Source organism: Bryocella sp. (assembly GCF_058498515.1).
On record NZ_JBMHYI010000014.1, the window covers coordinates 14,551 to 36,069 of the forward strand.

General features: G+C 64.1%; 18 protein-coding genes. 15 read left to right on the forward strand and 3 right to left on the reverse strand.

Translation table 11 applies throughout. The features are described 5' to 3' along the window. Positions 1-22 precede the first annotated feature (22 nt). From rfbB to AC5E6W_RS04345, 12 genes are all read left to right on the forward strand, one after another. Positions 23-1,132 (forward strand): dTDP-glucose 4,6-dehydratase, encoded by a 1,110-nt coding sequence (gene rfbB, locus AC5E6W_RS04290; RefSeq protein WP_491751027.1) that lies wholly within the window; start codon positions 23-25, stop codon positions 1,130-1,132. Then, positions 1,129-2,001: a glucose-1-phosphate thymidylyltransferase RfbA gene (gene rfbA / locus AC5E6W_RS04295; RefSeq protein WP_491751028.1), complete on the forward strand. Its 873-nt coding sequence runs from the start codon at positions 1,129-1,131 to the stop codon at positions 1,999-2,001. The genes rfbB and rfbA overlap by 4 nt, the downstream gene beginning before the upstream one ends. A 45-nt stretch (positions 2,002-2,046) precedes the next feature. Next, complete coding sequence (locus tag AC5E6W_RS04300; protein ID WP_491751029.1) at positions 2,047-2,688, forward strand: GtrA family protein; 642 nt, start codon at positions 2,047-2,049, stop codon at positions 2,686-2,688. Further along, entirely contained in the window at positions 2,672-3,583 is a 912-nt protein-coding gene (locus AC5E6W_RS04305) for an SDR family oxidoreductase (RefSeq protein ID WP_491751030.1), read from the forward strand. The genes AC5E6W_RS04300 and AC5E6W_RS04305 overlap by 17 nt, the downstream gene beginning before the upstream one ends. A gap of 173 nt (positions 3,584-3,756) precedes the next feature. Next, the gene (locus AC5E6W_RS04310) at positions 3,757-4,743 is read left to right on the forward strand and encodes a glycosyltransferase family 2 protein (protein ID WP_491751031.1); all 987 of its coding nucleotides are present in this window, start codon (positions 3,757-3,759) and stop codon (positions 4,741-4,743) included. 52 nt (positions 4,744-4,795) lie between these two features. After that, the gene (locus AC5E6W_RS04315) at positions 4,796-5,407 is read left to right on the forward strand and encodes a D-sedoheptulose-7-phosphate isomerase (protein WP_491751032.1); all 612 of its coding nucleotides are present in this window, start codon (positions 4,796-4,798) and stop codon (positions 5,405-5,407) included. Positions 5,408-5,555: 148 nt separating this feature from the next. Beyond that, entirely contained in the window at positions 5,556-6,617 is a 1,062-nt protein-coding gene (locus AC5E6W_RS04320; RefSeq protein WP_491751033.1) for an NAD-dependent epimerase/dehydratase family protein, read from the forward strand. 41 nt (positions 6,618-6,658) lie between these two features. Next, entirely contained in the window at positions 6,659-7,426 is a 768-nt protein-coding gene (locus tag AC5E6W_RS04325; RefSeq protein ID WP_491751034.1) for a 2-keto-4-pentenoate hydratase, read from the forward strand. 99 nt (positions 7,427-7,525) lie between these two features. Further along, positions 7,526-8,542, forward strand: coding sequence for a non-homologous end joining protein Ku (ku, locus tag AC5E6W_RS04330; RefSeq protein WP_491751035.1), 1,017 nt, complete (start codon positions 7,526-7,528; stop codon positions 8,540-8,542). A 6-nt stretch (positions 8,543-8,548) separates the two neighbouring features. Next, complete coding sequence (gene ligD / locus AC5E6W_RS04335) at positions 8,549-11,569, forward strand: DNA ligase D (RefSeq protein ID WP_491751036.1); 3,021 nt, start codon at positions 8,549-8,551, stop codon at positions 11,567-11,569. Positions 11,570-11,689: 120 nt separating this feature from the next. Then, positions 11,690-12,457, forward strand: a complete 768-nt coding sequence (locus AC5E6W_RS04340; protein WP_491751037.1) for a helix-turn-helix domain-containing protein — start codon at positions 11,690-11,692, stop codon at positions 12,455-12,457. Positions 12,458-12,517: 60 nt separating this feature from the next. Beyond that, positions 12,518-14,116 carry a CoA-acylating methylmalonate-semialdehyde dehydrogenase gene (locus tag AC5E6W_RS04345; RefSeq protein ID WP_491751038.1) on the forward strand — a complete coding sequence of 533 codons (1,599 nt, stop codon included), beginning with the start codon at positions 12,518-12,520 and terminating at the stop codon, positions 14,114-14,116. Positions 14,117-14,582: 466 nt separating this feature from the next. Here AC5E6W_RS04345 and eno read toward each other — a convergent pair whose 3' ends face one another. Next, entirely contained in the window at positions 14,583-16,019 is a 1,437-nt protein-coding gene (gene eno / locus AC5E6W_RS04350; protein ID WP_491751039.1) for a phosphopyruvate hydratase, read from the reverse strand. Between the two features lie 63 nt (positions 16,020-16,082). After that, complete coding sequence (locus tag AC5E6W_RS04355) at positions 16,083-17,444, reverse strand: sensor histidine kinase (protein ID WP_491751040.1); 1,362 nt, start codon at positions 17,442-17,444, stop codon at positions 16,083-16,085. A 96-nt stretch (positions 17,445-17,540) separates the two neighbouring features. Here AC5E6W_RS04355 and ribA point away from each other — a divergent pair, with 96 nt between their 5' ends. Beyond that, positions 17,541-18,158, forward strand: a complete 618-nt coding sequence (gene ribA, locus AC5E6W_RS04360; protein WP_491751041.1) for a GTP cyclohydrolase II — start codon at positions 17,541-17,543, stop codon at positions 18,156-18,158. A 100-nt stretch (positions 18,159-18,258) separates the two neighbouring features. Continuing rightward, positions 18,259-19,359 (forward strand): 4Fe-4S binding protein, encoded by a 1,101-nt coding sequence (locus AC5E6W_RS04365; protein WP_491751042.1) that lies wholly within the window; start codon positions 18,259-18,261, stop codon positions 19,357-19,359. 27 nt (positions 19,360-19,386) lie between these two features. Here AC5E6W_RS04365 and AC5E6W_RS04370 read toward each other — a convergent pair whose 3' ends face one another. After that, entirely contained in the window at positions 19,387-20,025 is a 639-nt protein-coding gene (locus AC5E6W_RS04370) for a TetR/AcrR family transcriptional regulator (RefSeq protein WP_491751043.1), read from the reverse strand. Between the two features lie 214 nt (positions 20,026-20,239). On the opposite strand from AC5E6W_RS04370, the gene AC5E6W_RS04375 reads away from it, so the two are divergent. Next, complete coding sequence (locus AC5E6W_RS04375; RefSeq protein WP_491751044.1) at positions 20,240-21,517, forward strand: efflux RND transporter periplasmic adaptor subunit; 1,278 nt, start codon at positions 20,240-20,242, stop codon at positions 21,515-21,517. Positions 21,518-21,519 lie beyond the last annotated feature (2 nt).

Here is a 21,519-nt window from a genome sequence, read left to right on the forward strand (position 1 = left end):
CATCAACCGCAGAAGGAGCAACGTGCCGCAGCCCATTCTCGTTACCGGAGGAGCCGGATTCATCGGCTCCAACTTCGTGCATCACTGGTTAGGCTCGGGAATGGGCCCGCTCGTGAACCTCGATACATTGACTTACGCCGGAAATCCGGAAAATCTCGCCGCCGTTGAAGCCTCGCCGGACTACACCTTTGTCCACGGCGACATCGCCGACGCAGACCTCGTGCAGCGGCTCTTCTCCCAGCACCGTCCCCGCGCCGTCTTCCACTTCGCGGCGGAAAGCCACGTCGACCGCTCCATCCTCGGCCCGGAGGTCTTCCTCCGCACGAACGTCCAAGGGACGTTCGTGCTGCTGCAGGCTGCGCGCGCGCACTTCGAATCGCTGAGCGGAGAAGAGCGTGAGAGTTTCCGCTTCATCCATGTGTCGACCGACGAGGTCTACGGCACGCTCGCGTCGGAAGATCCCGCCTTCCACGAGAACACCCCCTTCGCTCCCAACAGCCCCTACGCGGCCTCGAAGGCAGCGTCCGATCATCTCGTTCGCGCCTGGGTGCATACCTACGGCCTGCCCGCGATCATCACCAACTGCTCGAATAACTACGGCCCGTATCAGTTCCCCGAGAAACTGATCCCGCTCGTCATTCACAACGCACTCGCGGGCAAGCCGCTGCCTGTCTATGGCGATGGCTTGCAGGTGCGCGACTGGCTCTTCGCCGTCGACCACTGCCGCGCGCTCACCGCAGTGCTGCAGCGCGGCGCCCCCGGCGAGACCTACAACATCGGCGGCGATAACCAGCGCACCAACCTCATCGTCGTCGAGACCATCTGTGCTCTCCTCGATGAGCTCGCGCCCTCGAGTCCCCACCGGCCCCACCGCAATCTCATCCGCTTTGTGACGGATCGCCCCGGCCACGACCGCCGCTACGCCATCGACGCCACCAAAATCACCACCAAAATCGGCTGGAAACCCGAGGAGACCTTCGAGAGCGGCATGCGCAAGACCGTGTCCTGGTACCTCGAGCACCAGGACTGGGTCGTCCGCGTGGTCAGTGGAGCCTATCAACACTGGATCGCCGACAACTACGGCGCCCGCGAAGAGAGCGATTCCGCAGGCAGGAGCGAGGTGCTGGCATGAAAGGCATCATCCTCGCCGGCGGTTCCGGCACGCGCCTCTATCCCGTCACGCTGGCCATCTCCAAGCAGCTCCTCCCCATCTACGACAAGCCGATGGTCTACTACCCGCTCTCCACACTGATGCTCTCCGGCATCCGGGAGATCCTCCTCATCTCCACGCCCCACGACACGCCGCTGTTCCGCGACCTGCTCGGCGATGGCTCGCAATGGGGACTGAGCATCGAGTACGCCGTGCAGCCCTCGCCCGATGGCCTGGCGCAGGCCTTCCTCATCGGCGAGAAGTTCCTCAACGGCGATTCCTGCTGCCTGGTTCTCGGTGACAACATCTTCTATGGGCACGACCTCCCGAATAGCCTCTCCCGCGGCGCCGAGCTCACCGAGGGAGCCTTGGTCTTCGCCTACCGCGTGACCGATCCGGAGCGCTATGGTGTGGTCGAGTTCGGCCCCGATCGTCGTGTGCTCTCCATCGTCGAGAAGCCCACCAACCCCAAGTCGCACTTCGCTGTGACAGGCATCTACTTCTATGACCCGCAGGTGGTCGAGGTGGCGAAGTCCCTCAAGCCCTCACCGCGCGGCGAGCTCGAGATCACCGATGTGAACTCCTGGTACCTCGATCGCGGACAGCTTCGCACCGAGGTGCTCGGTCGCGGCATGGCCTGGCTCGATACCGGAACGCACGATTCGCTGATCGACGCTTCGCTCTTCATCCACACGCTCGAGCAGCGACAGGGACTGAAGATCGGCTGCCCGGAGGAGATTGCGTACCGGCAGGGTTACATCGACGCCGCCCAGCTCGAGAAACTGGCAGCTAAGCTGGGCAAGAGCAGCTACGGCCGCTACCTGCAGTCGATGGTCGAGAACAGGCTGTGAACCCGATGACATTCCGCTCCAACTGACTCCAGCTCTCGAGGCCGCTTGCCCCACGAAACCATCCAGCCATCAGACCCCAACGCCAGCGCCGCAGCGTCGGATAGCCTGGTGCAATCGGCCGAGTCTAGCGCGACGCTTGGCTGGCACCGCCGCCTGCTCTCCCATCTTTCGCCTGCCCAGTTCGGCCGCTATCTCTGCGTCGGAATCTTCAACACGATCTTCGGCTACGGCACCTTTGTCACCGCTCTCACGCTGCTTAATAACGTCACCCCCCAGCGTTTCCTCTACCTCACAGTCATCGTCGCTTCCATCGTCACAACGCCCTTCAACATCACCGTCGCTTACTTCGGATACAAGTTGTTCGTCTTTCGCACTAAGGGCAACTACCTCTCCGAGTGGCTGAAGTGCTTCGCCGTCTACGGCACAAGTATGATCCCCGGCCTGCTCGCGCTCTCCGCGCTCACACGCCTGCTGCAGTCACTCATCCATCGCCACGCAGCGGCGCTGCGACCTCTCCTCTTCGCCGTCGAAAGCCATCTCACCGGCCGTGCGTTCCTGGTTGTCCATCACGCCGCCACGGGCAAGTCCATGGCGGGTTACGTAGCCGGAGCCCTGATGACCGGCTTTACCACGATCTCCAGCTTCATCGGACACAAGAAGGTGACTTTTCGTGAACGCACGTCGTAACGCCCGCCCCCTCGTCGTGGGAGCGAACGGCCAGGTAGGCCAGGTACTACTGCAAGTCCTCGGGCCCAACGCCCTCCCTGCAGGCCGCACCGCACGCGAAGCAGGCTGGCTGCAATGTGACCTCGCGCAGTTCGCCACCGATCCCGCATCCGCGGACAAGGCTCTCAACGGCCTCGATCTCGCAGCCGTCTACTGCGTAGGAGGAGCCACCGACGTCGAGCGTTGTGAGACCGACATCCCCTGGGCGATGCAGGTCAACTGCGACGGTCCCGCGGCCCTCGCCCACGCCAGCCGCGGCGTCCCGTTCGTCTTCTTCTCCACCGATTACGTCTTCGATGGAGGCCTGCACGGCCCTCCTGGACCTTACGACGAGCACTCGCCGACCAACCCACTCTCGGTCTATGGACGATCGAAGCTGCTCGGCGAACAGGCGGTTCTGACCGCACGGCCCGACGCGCTCATCGTGCGCACCACGGTCGTCTACGGCTACGACGCGCAGCGCAAGAACTGGCTCTACACCCTCACCCGCTTGCTCTCCGCAGGTACACCCATGCGCATCGCCGACGACCAGCTCTCCTCGCCGACGTACAACGAGGACCTGGCCCGCGCCACGGTAGCACTCGTCGAGGGAGGCCACACGGGCCTCTTCAACATCGTCGGCCCCGAGGTTCTCTCGCGTTTCGACTTCTCCGTACTGGCCGCAGGCATCCTCGGCCTCGACGGATCACTGCTCTCGCCGGTGAAGACCAGCGAGCTGAACCAGCGAGCCCCGCGCCCTCTGGCCTCGGGCCTCAAGATCGACAAGCTGCGAGCCGCCGTGCCACAGGCAATCATGCGCCCCAACGCCGACGCCATCCGCGCCTGGCAGGCAATCGAACATCCCGCACAGCTTTAAGAGCCTCTGCCTTTGAGGATGTGTCATTTCGACCGGAGCAGGATGGTTGCATCGTCCTGCGGAGTGGAGAAACCCTGCATTCCTCTGGATACTCCGCCACCACCAGATTTGCTCTAATAACCCCGAAGCCCTCAACAGCATCCAAGTCAGCATCTCTCCAAACGAGGCAGCGATTGAAGACGGTCAGCATCGTAACCCACGCATACAACGAGGAAGACAACATCGAGGCGCTCTACCTCCGTGTGCGCGAGATCATGCAGGCGTATCCGCAATACGCCTATGAGCACCTCTTCATCGACAATCACTCCACCGATGCCACGGCCGAGATCCTCAAACGCATCGCCACGCAGGATCACCACGTGAAGGTGATCGTGAACGCGCGCAACTTCGGCCACATCCGTTCGCCCATCCACGCCCTCTTCCAGGCCACCGGCGACTGCGTCATCGGCATCGCCTCCGACTTCCAGGAGCCGCCCGACCTCATCCCCGCGATGCTCGCCGCCTGGGAAGAGGGCTACAAGATGGTCCTCTGCGTCAAGCGCTCGTCGGAAGAGAGCAGCGTCTTCTATTGGCTGCGCAAAAAGTACTACGCGATGGTCGAACGCTTCAGCTCCGTCGAAACCATCCAGAACTTCACCGGCTTCGGACTCTACGATCGCGAGTTCGTGGATATCGCTCGCAGCTTCAATGACCCGTATCCCTACTTCCGCGGCATCGTCGCCGAGATCTCGCTACCCAGCAAGCGCCTCTACTTCGACCAGCCGGCCCGCAAGCGCGGCTTCTCCAAGAACAACTTCTACACGCTGTACGACATCGCGTGGCTGGGCCTCATCAGCACCTCGAAGGTGCCGTTGCGGCTCGCCACAGCTGCAGGTTTCCTCGGCGCCGCCATCAGCTTCTTCATCGCGCTTGGCTACCTTATCGCGAAGCTTCTCTTCTGGAACACCTTCTCCATCGGCGTCGCTCCGCTGGTCATCGGCGTCTTCTTCCTGCAGTCGATGATGCTGGTCTTCTTCGGCATCATCGGCGAGTACATCGGGGCCATCTACACCAAGGTCCAACAGCGGCCCTACGCCATCGAACAGGAGCGCGTCGGCTTCGAGTACGCTCCCTATCCGCCCGACTCCGCCAACGCCGCTCTCCCCCTCATCGCAGACTGACCCCGCTCTGCGCCACTCCAACGCATCACTCCACTTGAAGGTTCAGGCTCCGATGAAGGCACTCGTTCGCAGGCAGCTCGCACAATCGATTGAGACCATGTCCGCCGTTCTGGCCGATGACGCTATCCACGAGGCCGTCGTCGAGGCCGGACGCCTCACCGCCGACGCGATGAAGAACGGCCGCAAGCTGATGGTCTGCGGCAACGGCGGTTCCGCCGCCGACGCGCAGCACCTCGTTGCCGAATTCGTCTCCCGCCTCACCGTGGACCGCCCTGCCCTGCGCGCCATCGCCCTCACCACCGACAGCTCCATCCTCACCGCCATCGGCAACGACTACTCCTACGACAACGTCTTCGAGCGCCAGGTCGAAGCCCTCGGGCTCCCCGGCGATGTGCTGCTCGCCATCTCCACCTCCGGCAACTCCAAGAACTGCCTCAAGGCCCTCAAGCTCGCCAAGACGCTGGGCATCCACACCGTCGCCTACACCGGCAATCAGGGGGGGGCGATGAAGGATCACGCCGACATCAACGTCATCATCCCGTCGAAGGTGACCATGAACATCCAGGAGTCGCAGCTCGCCCTGGAACACATCTTCTGCATGGTCGTCGAACGCTGCTACTTCGGCCCTGACTTCGGCGAGAAGCCCACCCACCTCGCCGAGTGAACCTCGTCGCCCACTACGGTAGAACCCGTTGGAATCCAGAAGATTAGCCGGCACCCCGCCCGTCGTGTGCGAGGATGATCCGAGGAAGATGCCGCCAGGATGCCGCGCCACGGATCCATCGCGCGCATCGCCGGTTCGTTCGCACGTCATGCCCACCAAGCCCATCGCCCAGCAGGACCTTGACCATGTGCTCCAGCACGCCGAGAGCGCCTTCGCGCCCCTGCGTGGAGCGAGATTGTTCATCACCGGCGGAACCGGCTTCTTCGGCCACTGGCTGCTGGAATCCCTGCTGCATGCCAACCGCACGCTCAACCTGCGCTTGCACGCGACGGTGCTCACCCGCAGCGCAGCCAACTTTCGCGCGCGTTCGCCCCACATCGCGCTCGACCCCGCGGTGTTGCTCCTCGAAGGCGACATCGCGCGGTTCCGCTTCCCCGCCGCGCCGTATTCCCACATCCTGCACGCCGCCACGGACTCCGGAGGCAAGCAGGGCGAGCGCCCCGCCTACGTTCTGGCCAACTCCGTCCTCGATGGCACGCGCCGCGTCCTTGAGTTTGCCCGCGAATGCGGCGCGACGCGGCTCCTCTACACCTCCAGCGGCGCCGTCTACGGTCGCACCACCACGCTGATGCGCACGCCCGAGACCTTCCTCTCCGGCCCCGATCCGCTCGCCCTCTCCAGCTCCTACGACGAGGCCAAGCGCATGAGCGAAAACCTCTGCGTCGCCTACGCCGACAAGACCCTGCTGGAGCCCGTCATCGCCCGATGCTTCGCCTTCGTCGGTCCGCACCTTCCCCTCGACGCCCACTTCGCCATCGGCAACTTCCTGCGTTCGGCCATCCGCAACGAGCCGCTCGTCATCCGCAGCGACGGCACGCCGCGCCGTTCCTGGCTCTACATGGCCGACCTCGCCGTCTGGATCTGGACGCTGCTGGTCCGAGGCCAGGCCAACCGCGCCTACAACGTCGGCAGCGACCAGGGCATGAGCATCGCCGAGGCCGCCCGCCTCACCGCCGCCACGCTTCGGCCCGAGCTCGAAGTCCGCATCGAAGGCGCCGTCGATCTCAATCATCCCCTCAACAGCTACGTCCCCGCCATTGATCGCGTCCGTTCCGAGCTTGGCCTCGAGGTGCGTATCCCACTCGACGAAGCGCTGCGCCGTACGGCCGCCTGGCACGGTTATGTGCCCGAGCCCGTGCTCCTCCAATAAGTTCCGGGCCGCAACCGTCCCTCATCAGAACGGAGAACTCCATGACCGAATCCCGCGAGCACGCGCTGCGCAACGCTGCCTCCATCCTCATCGACTGCCGCAGCGTCGATCACACCATCGCCGACCTCCCCACCGAGCTGCAGCCGGTCGAGCTGGACGAAATCTACTTCGTGCAGGACCTCATCGCCGCCGCCCTCGGGCCCATCGGCGGATGGAAGATCGGCGCGCCCACGGCCGACGCGACTCCGTCCTTCGCCCCGATGCCGGCCGACTGGATCAACCCCGGCGGCTCGGTCTTGAGCGGTCCGCACTGGCGCTTGCGCGTGCTGGAGGCGGAAATTGCCTTCCTCGTCGGACAGGACCTGCCCCCACGTGACACGCCATACACCCTCGCCGAAGTCCTCGACGCCATAGCCTCCTGCCACCCCGCCATCGAGGTGCTGGAATCGGCCCTGACCGAGCCCGGCAAGGCCGCACGCGGCAGCTCCCAGGGCGACCTCTCGATGAACGGCGGCTTCGTCCCCGGCCCGGCGATCGAGAACTGGCAGGCCATTGATTTCACGAAGGAACGCGTGACCCTCACCGTGAACGGCGACATCCTCTCCGACCGCACCGGCTCCAACACCTCCGGCAATCTGCTCCGCCTGCTTCCCTTCCTCGCCAACGAAGGCGCAGCCCGCACCGGCGGCCTCAAGCGCGGCCAGTGGATCACCACCGGTTCCTGGACGGGCAACACCCCCGCCGCTCCCGGCAGCCATTGCGTCGCCGAATTCGCCACCGCCGGTAAGGTCGAGCTGACCTTCGCGTAACGATTCGGTACCGCTGGTATCTCGCCCACACAACTCCGAGCATCCCTCCCCCGGAAAACGCAATCTCATCGGAAAGCAAGACTTTGCGTGAGGTGAGGTATGGCCCGTCCATACTGGAGCGGACAAATCCAGATTTCGCTGGTCAGCTTTGGGGTGAAGCTCTTCGTCGCCACCGAAGCCCGTAGCGACATCCATTTCCACGAAATCGATCGCAAGACCGGCGAGCGCGTGCGCCACCAGAAGGTGCTTGCCTCGGCCCTCGAGCGCAATCCCGACGCCGCGGCCGAGCAGGACGAAGTCGTCGAACGGCCCCAGATCGTCAAAGGCTACGAGTACTCCAAGGGCCAATACATCACCATCGAGCCCGAAGAGCTCGCCCACCTCCGCGTGCCCTCCAAGCACGCCATGGAGGTCACCCGCTTCGTCGACGCCGCGGACATCTCCCCCGAGTTCTACGAGAAGCCCTACTTCGTCGTGCCCGAAAACGCGGCCTCCACCGAAGCCTTCGTCACCGTGCGCAAGGCCCTGCTCGACACCAGGAAGATCGCCCTCTCCAAGATCGCCTTCTCAGGCCGTGAGCACGTCGTCGCCATCGCACCAGCCGGCACCGACGCTCACCCTGGCATGATGGCCTACACCCTTCGCTTCGACGCCGAGCTTCGCGATCCCGCGACCTACTTCGACGAGGTCAAGAAGACCGCCGTCGAAGCCGACTCGCTCGCCCTCGCCAAGGAGCTCATCAAGCGCCGCAGCGGAAGCTTCCAGCCCGAGACCTTCGTCGACGGCTACGAGGCCGCCGTCAAAGAGCTCGTCGAGGCCAAGCTGAAGCACGCTCCCATCCCCAGGGACGAGGCCCCCGCGCCCAGCCGCGGCAAGGTCATCAACCTCATGGACGCGTTGCGCAAGAGCGTCTCCAGCGATTCCAAAACCTCCGCGAGTTCCGACGAAGAAAGGTCCCGCCCAGCGGCGAAGAGTACGGAAAGCAAGCCGCGCGCCGTGAAGCCGACGGCAAAGGGCCTCGCCCTGGTCAAGGGATCTGCCCGCGCGACCAAGGCGACCCCCAAAACGACATCCAAAGCGGCCTCCAAGGCCAGTCACCCGAGAAAGACGGCATAGCGGACGATGGCGACAGTAAAGAAGAAACAGGCCGCTCCAAGGGCCGCGAAGAAAAGCCAGACAAAGAAGTCGTCGGCCACGGCGATGAAATCTGCTGCGACAAAGAAGACCCCAGCGGAAGCAACGAAGCAGCCTGCAAAGGCCAGCGTCAAGGCACCCGCGAAGCCCCGCATCGAGCGCTCCGCCGACCTCGTTGATGAGCAGCTCGAGCGCTATCGCTCCATGCGCGACTTCGCGATCACCAGCGAGCCAGCCGGCGGAGACAAGACCTCGGCCAAACCCGCGAAGGTCAAATCCGCTCCCGCAAAGCTAAAATCCAAGCTCAGCCGCGGCCTTCCCTTCGTCATTCAGAAGCACGCTGCCTCGCATCTGCACTATGACTTCCGCCTCGGCTGGGCAGGCGTACTCAAGAGCTGGGCCGTCGCCAAAGGGCCAAGCTACTTCCCCGGCGACAAACGTCTCGCCGTCCAGGTCGAAGACCACCCCATGGAGTACGGCGGCTTCGAAGGCATCATCCCGCAGGGCCAGTACGGCGGCGGCACCGTCATGGTCTGGGACCAGGGCACCTGGTGGCCGCAGCTGGGCCATGAAAACGTCGAAGCCGGTCTGCGCGAGGGAGCCCTCAAGTTCGAGATGAACGGCTCCAAGATGAAGGGCATGTGGACGCTCATCCGCATGAAACCCCGCACCGGTTCCAACGGCAAGAGCTGGGGCTCGTCCGACAAGCCCAACTGGCTGCTCATCAAGGAGCACGACGAGTACGAGCGCTCTGAAACCGCCGAACCCATCACCGAGGAGAAGCCCAACTCCGCCCTCACCGGCCGCTCTCTGGAAGAGATCGCTCACGCCGAGGACCACGTCTGGAACTCCAAGGACACCGCCAAGGGCGAAGGCCGCGCCTGGTACCGCCAGAACACCAACACCGTCGCGCTCCGCAAGCCTGCCACGCGCGCCGCAGCTGCGGCCAAGCCAGTCCAGACTCCTGCACCACGAAAGCGCACCACCCGCGTCGCTCCCGCAGCCACGCTCAATGCCGTACTCGCCAAGCTTCCCAAAGAGCGCCAGCCCCAGTTCCTCACGCCCCAGTTCGCGCTCGAGGCCACCAACCCTCCCGAAGGCGACGGCTGGCTGCACGAGCTCAAGCTCGATGGCTATCGCATCCAGGCCCGCAAGAGCGCCGACAAGGTCGAATTGCTCACCCGCAAGGGCCTCGACTGGACGCACCGCATGCCCACCGTCGCGAAGGCCGTCGCCGCACTCACCGTCAACAGCTGCACCCTCGACGGCGAAGTCGTCGTCCTCTCCGCCGACGGCACCACCAGCTTCGCCGACCTGCAGGCCGCCTTCCAGGAGGGAGCCCAGCACAAGCTCACCTACTTCGTCTTCGACCTCCTCCACCTCGACGGCTGCAATCCCCGCGACCTTCCGCTCCGCGAGCGCAAGGCGCTCCTCGAACAGCTCATCCCCGCCGGCGACGACACCCTCCGCTACAGCGAGCACCTCGAAACCGGCGGAGCCAAAATGTTCGCCCACGCCTGCTCGCTCCACGCCGAAGGCATCGTCTGCAAACGCGCCGACGCTCCCTACACCGGCTCGCGCAGCAGCTCCTGGCTCAAGTGCAAGTGCCGCCGCGAACAGGAGCTCGTCATCGGCGGCTACACCCACTCCGCCGAAGGCAGCGACCGCATCGGCGCCCTGCTGCTGGGCTACTACAACAACGGCGAGCTGATCTACGCCGGCCGCACCGGCACCGGCTTCACCCAGGCCATGCGCCGCGATCTCCTCACAAAACTCGAGAGCCTCTCCCGCCGCTCGCCTGCCTTCGATCGCATCCCCAACGACGCCCGCAAGGACGTCTGCTGGGTCGAGCCCAAGCTCGTCGCCGAAGTCCAGTTCGCCACCTGGACCGCCGACAAGCTCGTCCGCCAGGCCTCCTTTCTCGGCCTCCGCGAAGACAAGCCCGCCAATGAAGTCCGCTTCGAAGAACCTGTCGTCGATCTGAAGGCCGAAAAGCCCCAGCCAGACGCTGCCCCCAGGCGCGCGGCACACCGCCGCGCCGATGCCGGAGCCTCGCATCACGCCAAAGCCCCGGTCGCCGCGCGCGTAGCTGCAAAAGCAAAGCCACCAGCCGAGGTCGAAGGCGCACCCGCGACCATCCGCCTCACCCATCCCGACAAGGTCCTCGACCCCGAGAGCGGCCTCACCAAGCGCCAGCTCGCCGACTACTACTGGGTCATCGCCGAGCACATGTTGCCGCAAATCGTCGGCCGTCCGCTCTCGCTCGTCCGCTGCCCCGAGGGTGTCGGCGGCGAAACCTTCTTCCAGAAGCACGCCAACCACATGCTCCCCAAGGGCGTCGGCTCCATCGACGTGCCCAACAAGAAGACCGGCGAAAAGGAATCCTACATCGCCGTCGACAACGCCGAAGCCCTCGCCAGCCTCGCCCAGATCGGCGTCCTGGAGATCCATCCCTGGGGCTCGACCAGCGCGGACCTCGAGCATCCCGACCGCATCATCTTCGACCTCGATCCCGACGAATCCCTGCCCTGGTCCGCACTCACCGACGCCGCCGCCGAAGTCCGCGAGCGCCTCAAGAAGGCTGGCCTCGAAAGCTTCCTCAAGCTCACCGGAGGCAAAGGCCTGCACGTCGTCGCACCCATCGACCCCGAACTCGGCTGGACCGAGGTCAAGGACGCCACGCACAACTTCGTCCTCGCGATGGAACGCGCCCAGCCCAGCCTCTACCTCACCAAAATGAGCAAGTCCGAGCGCAAAGGAAAGATCTTCCTGGACTACCTCCGCAACGAGCGCGGCGCAACCGCCGTCGCGGCCTTCTCGCCACGCGCCCGCCCCGGCGTCCACGTCTCCCTCCCACTTCCCTGGACCGCCCTCAAGGAACCCCAGCGCCCGATCGTATCGGTCACCGACCTACTTTCGTCACGGACCGTTTTGGCCTCGGATCCCTGGAAACGCATCTCAACCCTCAGGCAGTCGCTGGATCCCTCCCGCTTCGCTGGCAATCCTTAGCCGGTCAGAAGTGAGAGCAGGGCGCAGGCGTCGCCTGTGAATCCACTGCGGTTGCGCCGCGCCTTTGGAGGGTAAGTTTTGGCAAGAATTTCGAGAAAGCTACCGGGATCGGAGACCCCCATGGCAGTCGCCGCAATGACGCTGAACCGCCACGAGGAGATCGCCTCAGCCAATGGCCAGGGAGCCGCGAACGGCTCCAGCCCGGTATTGCAGGCCAAACCGCCGGCCGGCGACAACCCCTTCCAGGTTGCTCCCGCTCCCGAAGGCGCCGAAGACCTGCTCGCCCACGCCCACCTTGGCAAGCGCATCAAGCAGCTCCGCCTCAAGCGCTCCATGGGTCTCGTCGAACTCGGCCGCCGCACCGGCCTATCCGCCAGCTTCCTCTCGCAGCTCGAAACCGGTCGCGTCGTTCCCACGCTCCGCAACCTCGCACGTCTCGCCCTGGTCTTCGAAAAGGACCTCTCGCACTTCTTCGAGACCACCGACCGCCGCATCTTCCGCATCCAGCGCCGCAAAGACCGTATGCGCCTGCCCCACGGCGGCGTCGAGCCCGACTACATCTCCGAGAGCTTCGGCATCCTGATCCCCGAGGGTGGCCTCCGGCCCTGCCTGGCTGAGCTGCAGCCCGGGCCGGACTCCCGAGCCTTCGAGCCCAAGGTCTATCCGGGCACCGAGATGGTCTACGTGCTCAGCGGCTCTGTGCAGCTCGAGCGCAAGAACCAGACCTACACCCTCGGCACACGCGACGTCCTCTACATCTCCGGCGAGACCCCGCGTAACTACCGCTCGGCCGGCGAAACCCCGGCCCGCGTGCTCATCATCAGCTTCGATAGCGAGACCGCCGACCCGCCCCGGCCGCGCAGACGCGCGCTCACCTCCGCCGCGTAAGCGGTAACGTACGTCGCTCTTGATAATATGGTTCCTCGCTTCGGAAGGAGGAGCGTCTTCATGTGTGCCGCCACCCTGTCGCCCGCTGCTGATTCCCAGTCCACGTCTTCCGCGTCCCTTCCGGCGATCCCTCACTGGATCAATGGCGCGCGCGTCGAAGGCGTCTCCGGCCGCTACTCCGACGTCTTTCACCCTGCCTCCGGCAAAGTGCAGGCCCGGCTTCCCCTAGCCACCGACTCCGAGCTTGACGCCGCTGTGGCCGCCGCCGCCGCCGCATTTCCGTCCTGGTCCAGCCAGCCGCCGTTGCGCCGCGCCCGCGTCATGTTCCGCTTCCGCGACATCCTCGAGTCGCGCATGAATGAGCTCGCCTCCATCATCAATCGCGAGCACGGCAAGGTCTTCTCCGACGCCAAAGGCGAAGTCACCCGCGGCCTCGAGAACGTCGAGTTCGCCACCGGCATCCCACAACTCCTCAAAGGCGAGTTCACCGAGCAGGTAGGCACCGGCGTCGACTCCTGGAACATGCGCCAGCCCCTCGGAGTCGTCGCCGGCATCACGCCGTTCAACTTCCCCGCCATGGTCCCGCTCTGGATGTTCCCGCTCGCCATCGCCTGCGGCAACACCTTCGTCCTTAAGCCCTCCGAGCGCGATCCCTCCGCCTCCCTCTGGCTCGCCGAAGCGCTCAAGGAAGCTGGCCTGCCCGACGGCGTCCTCAACGTCGTCCACGGGGACAAGACCGCTGTCGACGCCATCCTCCGCCACAAGACGATCCAGGCCGTCAGCTTCGTCGGCTCCACGCCCATCGCAGAGTACGTCTACGCCGAAGGCACGAAGCACGGCAAGCGCGTCCAGGCACTTGGCGGAGCCAAGAACCACATGATCGTCATGCCCGACGCCGATCTCGACCAGGCCGCCGACGCCCTCGTCGGCGCGGCCTACGGCTCCGCAGGAGAGCGCTGCATGGCCATCTCCATCGCCGTCACCGTCGGTCACGAGACTGCTGACAACCTCCTGACAAAACTCGAATCCCGCATCGCCGACCTCAAAATCGGCGACGGAGCCAAGGACGCTCCCGGCGGCGAGAAGGACATGGGCCCGCTCGTTACAAAGCAGCACCTCGACCGCGTGACTTCCTATGTTGAGTTGGGAACTCAGGAAGGGGCATCCTTGGTGGTCGATGGCAGAACCCACCACCTCGCCGCTGCCTCCCTAACAACTGACAACCAACAACGAACAACTAACAACGGTTTCTTCCTCGGCGCCTGCCTCTTCGACCACGTCAAGCCCGAGATGAAGATCTACAAGGAAGAGATCTTCGGCCCCGTGCTCGGCATCGTGCGCACCAACAACTTCGAAACCGCGCTCGAACTCATCAACGAGCACGAGTTCGGCAACGGCACGTCCATCTTCACGCGCGACGGCGACACCGCCCGCGACTTCGCCCGCCGCGTGCAGGCGGGCATGGTCGGCATCAACGTCCCCATCCCCGTGCCCATGGCCTTCCACAGCTTCGGCGGGTGGAAGCGCTCCCTCTTCGGCGATCACGCCATCTACGGCCCCGAAGGCGTCCGCTTCTACACGCGCCTCAAGACCATCACTGCCCGCTGGCCAACAGGCATCCGCACCGGCGTCGATACGTCTATGCCCACGCTGGGATAACTCACTCTCATCTCGCAGCAATAAGGGCGGAGCCAATGGCTCCGCCCTTACGTTTGAGGCTCGTCATTCCGAGCGCAGCGAGGAACCCCTGTATTTCGCCCGCCGCGGCAATTATCCTGCGAGGATGGGAATCCTAAACAGATCGCCGCATCTAGTCCCATGGGATCTTCAAGCGGCACACAAGCACTGCGCCTTCCATCGGGCCGACATCGAGGCCAGCGACATCTGCGGCTGCTTCTACTGCTTCGCCACGTATGCCCCGAGTGAGATCGCTGAGTGGACCGACGGTGGCCAAACAGCAATCTGTCCACGCTGCCCTATCGACTCCGTCATCGGATCCGCGTCCGGATACCCGATCACGAAGGAATTCCTCGAAGCGATGCACGCACGTTGGTTCTAGCGTCGGCCAAACTACGAAGGGCGGAGCCAATGGCTCCGCCCTTCTATCGTTTCTAATGCTGGAGATCTACTCTCCGCAGTTCACGCTGTCGCGGCCCAGGAACTGCGCCGTCTGCCCCAGCTGCTCTTCAATGCGCAGCAGCTGGTTGTACTTCGCGATGCGGTCTGTGCGCGAGGCCGAGCCGGTCTTGATCTGGCCCGCGTTCGTACCCACCGCAAGGTCCGCGATGAACACATCCTCAGTCTCGCCCGAACGATGCGAGATGATCGCGGTGTAGCCGTTGCGGCGCGCCAGCTCGATCGCATCCAGCGTCTCCGAGATCGTGCCGATCTGGTTGACCTTGACCAGGATCGAGTTGCCGCAACCTTCGTTGATGCCCCGCTGCAGGAACTTCGGGTTCGTCACAAAGAGATCGTCGCCCACTAGCTGCACGCGGCGGCCGATGGTGTCGGTCAGCTGACGCCAGCCCGCCCAGTCATGCTCGCTCAGGCCATCTTCGATCGAGATGATCGGGTACTGGCGCACCCACGAGTCCCAGTAGTTCACCATCGCGTCCGAGCTCTTCTCGCTCTTGTCCGACTTCTTGAAGACGTACTTGCCCGTCTCCTTCACGTAGAACTCGCTGGCCGCGGGATCGAGCGCAATCGCGATCTGCTCGCCCGCCTTGTAACCCGCCAGCTCGATCGCCTCGAGGATCACCTCGATGGCCTCCACGTTCGACTTGAGGTTAGGCGCGAAGCCACCCTCATCGCCCACTGCGGTGTTGTAGCCCTTCTTCTTCAGCACGCCCTTCAGCGTATGGAAGACCTCCGCGCCCCAGCGCAGCGCATCCGAGAAGCTTTCCGCGCCCACCGGCATCACCATGAACTCCTGGAAGTCCACGTTGTTGTCTGCATGTGCGCCGCCGTTCAGGATGTTCATCATCGGCGTAGGCAGAACGCACGCGTTCACGCCGCCGAGGTAGCGATACAGCGGCACACCAATGCTCGCCGCAGCAGCACGCGCCGTCGCCATCGAGACAGCAAGGATCGCGTTCGCACCCAGCTTCGACTTGTTCTCCGTGTCATCGAGCGCAATCATCGTTGCGTCGATCAGCCGCTGGTTGGAAGGGTCCATGCCTTCGAGCTCCGGAGCGATGATCGTCTCGACATTCTCGACCGCCTTCAGCACGCCCTTGCCGAGGTAGTACCCCTTGTCGCCGTCGCGCAGCTCTACGGCTTCGTTCTCGCCGGTGGAGGCTCCGCTCGGCACAGCCGCGCGCCCAATGGTTCCATCTTCCAGCAGTACATCCGCTTCGACCGTTGGGTTGCCGCGGCTATCCAGAATCTCACGCGCGTGAATCGATGCAATCTCGCTCATCTTCTTCCTCAATCTTTTGGGGTTCGCATTGGTCGCCGGTTGCGACACGATGCGGTGCTGAAGGCGCTCACGCAGCTTTGGCCTGCGGTCTACCGCAATCGCGTTGCCACCCGCTCCCGCGATCACCTCTACCAGCTCAGCCATGGCGCATTTTCACCGGGGTTCATTCTAACAAAGCGGCCGCGCATGTCCGATGAACGTGCACTCTCACAACACGCGCAGCGGTTCTGTCGCACGCGCGCGCTTGGGCATGAACTCCTCAGCGGTCTCGACCGGCATCACCAGCCGCACGCGTGTGCCACGCCCCGGCCGGCTCACCAGCTCCACCTGTGCGGAGTCGCCGTAGAGCACCTCCAGCCGCTCGCGCACGTTGCGCATCCCAATGCCGGAGCCCTCGCGCACCAGACCGCTCACCGGCGCCGTCACGCTCGATCGCGGCTCCATGCCCACGCCGTCATCCTCAATCTCGATCACCAGCTTCTCGCCCACGACGCGGCTGCGCAGCGTCACTGTCCCACCGGAGATGCGCGGCTCGATGCCATGCTTGATGCTGTTCTCGATCAGCGGCTGCAGCAGCATGCTCGGCACCTCGATCTCCAGCGTCTCCTCCGCAATCTCTTTCACGACCCTCAGCTTGTCTCCGAAGCGCACCACCTCGATTGCCAGGTAATCATCGGTGAACTCCAGCTCCTCACCCAGCGGCACAAACGCATCGCGATCTCGCAACAGCACACGCATGATGTTGCCGAGCTTCACGATCATCTCGCGTGCCAGCTCAGGCCGGGAACGGATGAGCGATGCAATCGAGTTGAGCGTGTTGAACAGGAAGTGTGGATTGATCTGCCGCTGCAGTGCGTCCAGCCGAGCCTCCAGCAGCAGACGACTCTGCTCTTCGAGCTTGCGCTCGATGCGCACCGAGTTCCAGATCTTCAGCGGAATGCCTACCACCACCGGAGCGCACGCGCAGATCGCCAGCTCCACTAGCCAGTGGTCCGAGTACAACGCAAACAGCGAACGCGGCCGAAGATGCGAGATCACGCTCAGCGCGAACTGCACCACCGTCAGCAGCACCAGCAGGAAAATCTGCCGATCGAGGTGCGGAAACTCCACCGTGCGCCGCACCCAGCGATAGAGGCTGAGGTCGATCAGCGGCGAGAACGACCACACATCGTCCTCTCCCACGAAGCGCCGGAAGTTGCCGAAGATCAGCGCCACGGCAAGATTCGCCCCGAGGGCAAAGACCTCGCGATGCCACATCGCTGGCAATGCCAGCACCGCGCCGCCCACCATCGCCGGCCCGGGACCAAGCAGCAGGCCCATCAGCGCCGTAGCCTGGAACGAAAGGTCTGCGGCAAGAAAGTTCGGAACGCGCACCCGGATCCACACGCCCAGCATCAGCGGAATCACGATCCACGCCAGCAGCTTGATGAGGTCTCGTCGGCTGCGCCGCTCCGCCACCAGCAGCCGCTTGAACTGCGACGAGCGAGCCAGAGAACTGGCCACCGCCGCCGCGACGCCAAGCTCGACCAGCAGCGTGATCAGGATCAGATCGTGGTTCGGTGGATGCACACGTTAACTCTACGCGCGAAGGCACAGGCTCACGCTGCCGGTCTGTGACTCGGCTCACTGCAACCTTCTGTGAACTCGCGAATCTATAATGCTGCTATGAGTTTCGTCTCGGTCAATAAAGTCGCGGATGCGGAGTTCCCCACCCGCTGGGGAACGTTTCGGATCCTGGGCTTCGAAGGCCTGACTCAGCCGGGCGATCCCGGCCGCAAGCCCGTCGAAACCGCCGTCGCACTGACCATGGGCGACCTCCGCACGAACCCTCCACTGCTGCGCATCCACTCGCAGTGCCTCACCGGCGACGTCTTCCACTCGCTGCGCTGCGATTGCCACGACCAGCTGCATCTCGCAATGAAGATGATCGCCGACAGCGGCGCCGGCATCCTCATCTACGAGCACCAGGAAGGCCGCGGCATCGGCCTCATGGCCAAGCTGCGCGCCTATGAGCTACAGGACCAGGGCTTCGACACCATCGAAGCCAACGAGCGCCTCGGCTTCCGCGCCGACCATCGCGGCTTCGATCTCCCCGCCGAGATACTCAAGCAGCTCAACGTGCCCGCAGTGCGCCTCATCACCAACAACCCGGAGAAGATCGCTGCGCTCGAGCACGCCGGCATCCGCGTCACCGAACGCGTCTCCGCCATCATCCCCGAAGAGCCCACGTTCGCGAAGTACATCGAGACCAAGCGCGACCGCATGGGCCACCTCGTCGGCTAAGAACTCTTCTCTTCGAACAACATGCTGTATCGCATCGTGACTTGGATCACGGCTGCGCGGTACCACGTGCGCCTACCTTCGTACACAGGCGGAGGACTGAATGCCCGCACTGCTCGAAGAACCACCCGTCGCTGTACCTCTCCGAACAAAAAAGAAGCTCGTTCGCCGCACCACGCCTGATCGCTCCCAGCTCATTCGCCACGTCGTGCAGAGCCTCTTCCTCTTGCTGAACCTTGCACTCGGCGCGCAGTTCTATCTCTGGGTTCGCTACTACCAGCGCGGCGGCACGGGCCTCTACGTCCCACGCCCCGCAGGTGTCGAAGGCTGGCTGCCCATCGCCGGCCTGATGAACGCGAAGTATCTTTTCGTCACCGGCCACGTGCCCGCGATCCATCCCGCAGCCATGTACCTCTTCCTCGGCTTCGTGCTGATGAGCGTGCTCCTGAAGCGCGCCTTCTGCGCCTGGCTGTGCCCCGTCGGCTTCGCGTCGGAGATCCTGTGGCGCATCGGGCAGCGCCTTTTCGGCCGCACCCTCACGCTGCCGCGCTGGGCAGACAACACACTGCGCTCGCTCAAGTACATCCTGCTCGCACTCTTCGTCGGCGTCATCGGGTGGATGTCCGCGGACGTGCTCAATGGCTTCATGAGCACTCCCTTCGGCATCGTCCTCGACGTGAAGATGATGAACTTCTTCTGGGACATGAGCCGCACCGCGCTGATTGTCCTGATCGTGCTCGCGGGTCTCTCGCTGATGATCCAGAATTTCTGGTGCCGCTACCTCTGCCCCTACGGTGCGTTGCTGGGGCTCACCGCAGTGATCAGCCCGATCAAGATCCGTCGCGACGAGCAAGCCTGCATCGACTGCGGCAAGTGCTCCAAAGCCTGCCCATCGCATCTCCCCGTCGACAAGCTCGTGCAGGTCCAGTCCGTGGAGTGCAGCGCCTGCATGCTGTGCGTCGCCAGCTGCCCCGCGCAAGACGCTCTTCAACTCGCCCTGCCGCCACGCAAGGCCGAGACGCCACGCGCGCGCTGGAGCCGGCGAGCTGTGCCTCCGCTCGCTCTCGCTGCGATGCTTGCTTACATTTTCTTCGGAGCGGTGCTGTGGGCCAAGACCACCGACCACTGGCAGACGCACATCCCCGGCGCGGTCTACCTCAGGCTCGTACCGCATGCCAATGAACTGGGCCATCCCGGCATGTAGGCCTGCGAAAGCGGGCCACGGAGAGGTCTACGGCAATTCATCCTGCGAGATCATCTCTTCGCGTACCAGGGTCTCCACGCGGCGATGAATGTCCTCTTCGGTCAGCCCCTCGGGATCGAAGTACATATTCAACGCCAGGCCATCGAGCACCGCACCGAAGTTCCCTCCGGTCCTGCGCCGCGCCTGCTCCGTCTCTCGCCGAAACTCGGGGATCAGGTCAAGCTTCCGAGCTGATCCCGCGCGGCAAACATCTGCATGCAGGTCCGCCAAACGCTTCTGCTTCTGCGGATGGCGCAGCGTGTACATCTTGAACTCGAGATACAGCAGCACGCGCCTGCGGTCGCGCAGCAAATCCACAAGCTCGCCGCAGATGACGGCAACTCGCTCCTCGAAGGTCGATTTGGGACTCAGCTTCTCCTCGAAGACATCGCTCGAACGCGCGATATCCTGCTCGATGAGCGCAAAAAAAAGATCTTCCTTATTCGCAAAGTGCGTGTAGAGAGCCCCGCGGGTCTTCCCCGCAGCCCGCGCGATATCCTCAAGCCTGGCCAGCTCAAAACCATCGCGGGCGAAGACCCGTCGAGCCGCATCCAGCAGATCCTGGCGGGTTTGCAGCGCGCGGTCCTGCACCGGCGCAAGAGCCTTCCGAGCCCTGGGCCGCCTCAAAACCGTTGTGGATTTCCTCAACGGTTCGCGCGATTTTTCTGCATCGAGCATGTCTTCTCCAGCATCAGTGACAAACATACACGCATGTATGTTTTAGCATAGCCGTGTAGCCCGGTCGAGTTTAGGGAACCCGCCAGACAGGCGCATGCGTATCCCCCTCTCGGCCAAGTTCTCCCCTCGCGTGATCGCCGAGGATGATGAAGAAGGAGTTGTGATGAGTTCAGTGATGCATCGCGCACAAGACACCGCGAGCACCTTCGGCCCAGGCGCTGGACGCCTTGCCGCCCTGTTGCTGGCCACGGCCGCACCCGTCCTGTTGAGCGGCTGCGATAGCAAGAAGCCCGCCGCCGGTGGCTTCGGTCCCCTGCCCGTCTCCGTTGTGACCGTCAGCTCCGGCGACGTCGCCCTGCGCAACGAGTGGGTCGGCACGCTGGATGGCAACGTCAACGCGCAGATCCAGCCGCAGGTCTCGGGCTACCTGATCAAGCAGGACTACAAGGAAGGTTCCGTCGTGCAGAAGGGCCAGGTCCTCTTCGAGATCGATCCGCGACCCTTCCAGGCCACGCTCGACCAGGCCAAGGGCCAGCTCGGGCAGGCGCAGGGAGCACTCGGACAGGCGCAGGCCCAGCAGGGCCTCGCTGAGATCAACCTCAAGCGCGACACTCCGCTCGCCGAGCAGCGCGCCATTGCGCAAAGCCAGCTCGATACCGACAAGCAGACCTTAGCCACTGCCGCGGCCAACGTGGCCAGCGCGCAGGCGCAGATCGCCTCGGCGAAGGCCACGATCGAGAGCGCGGAGCTCAACCTCGGCTTCACGCGTGTGCGTTCGCTCATCAGCGGCGTCGCCGGACAGGCCACCACGCAGGTCGGCAACCTCGTCAGCCCGCAGTCCACACTGACCGCGGTCTCGCAGCTCGATCCCATCCGCGTCTACTTCTCCATCTCCGATGGAGAGTACCTGGGCCTCATCAGCGCATCTCATGCCGGCAACGGCGATATCCTCAAGGCTGCTTCCGCGGTGCCCCTCACGTTGTCGCTCTCGGATGGAACCAACTATCCGCAGAAGGGCAAGATCGTCTTCGTCGACCGCCAGATGAACCAGCAGACCGGAGCTCTCCGCATCGCGGCGATCTTCCCCAATCCCGGCAACCTGCTTCGCCCCGGCCAGTTCGGCCGCGTCTCCGCCAACACGCAGATCAAGCACAATGCGATCCTCGTGCCTCAGATAGCGGTCACGGACCTGCAGGGACTCAAACAGGTCTACACCGTAACTCCTGACAACAAGGTGCACGTCGTCAATGTGCAGCTCGGCGCAGAGGCTGGCAACAACTGGGTGGTGCTCTCGGGCCTGCAGCCCGGCACCCGCATCATCACCGACAACCTGCAGAAGCTGGGCGAGGGAGCTCCCGTGAGCCCGCACCCGGCAGCGGCCCAGGCCAGCGCACCGGCCGGCAGCAACAGTACCCAGGCCGGCAGCGCGGCGGAGAAGTAGAC

Bases quoted from the DNA above. Each gene is read 5' to 3' on its own strand.
- rfbA (WP_491751028.1), top strand. From the start codon at position 1,129: ATGAAAGGCATCATCCTCGCCGGCGGTTCCGGCACGCGCCTCTATCCC.
- AC5E6W_RS04315 (WP_491751032.1), top strand. From the start codon at position 4,796: ATGAAGGCACTCGTTCGCAGGCAGCTCGCACAATCGATTGAGACCATG.
- AC5E6W_RS04320 (WP_491751033.1), top strand. From the start codon at position 5,556: ATGCCCACCAAGCCCATCGCCCAGCAGGACCTTGACCATGTGCTCCAG.
- AC5E6W_RS04325 (WP_491751034.1), top strand. From the start codon at position 6,659: ATGACCGAATCCCGCGAGCACGCGCTGCGCAACGCTGCCTCCATCCTC.
- ku (WP_491751035.1), top strand. From the start codon at position 7,526: ATGGCCCGTCCATACTGGAGCGGACAAATCCAGATTTCGCTGGTCAGC.
- ligD (WP_491751036.1), top strand. From the start codon at position 8,549: ATGGCGACAGTAAAGAAGAAACAGGCCGCTCCAAGGGCCGCGAAGAAA.
- AC5E6W_RS04340 (WP_491751037.1), top strand. From the start codon at position 11,690: ATGGCAGTCGCCGCAATGACGCTGAACCGCCACGAGGAGATCGCCTCA.
- AC5E6W_RS04345 (WP_491751038.1), top strand. From the start codon at position 12,518: ATGTGTGCCGCCACCCTGTCGCCCGCTGCTGATTCCCAGTCCACGTCT.
- eno (WP_491751039.1), bottom strand. From the start codon at position 16,019: ATGGCTGAGCTGGTAGAGGTGATCGCGGGAGCGGGTGGCAACGCGATT.
- ribA (WP_491751041.1), top strand. From the start codon at position 17,541: ATGAGTTTCGTCTCGGTCAATAAAGTCGCGGATGCGGAGTTCCCCACC.
- AC5E6W_RS04365 (WP_491751042.1), top strand. From the start codon at position 18,259: ATGCCCGCACTGCTCGAAGAACCACCCGTCGCTGTACCTCTCCGAACA.
- AC5E6W_RS04375 (WP_491751044.1), top strand. From the start codon at position 20,240: ATGAGTTCAGTGATGCATCGCGCACAAGACACCGCGAGCACCTTCGGC.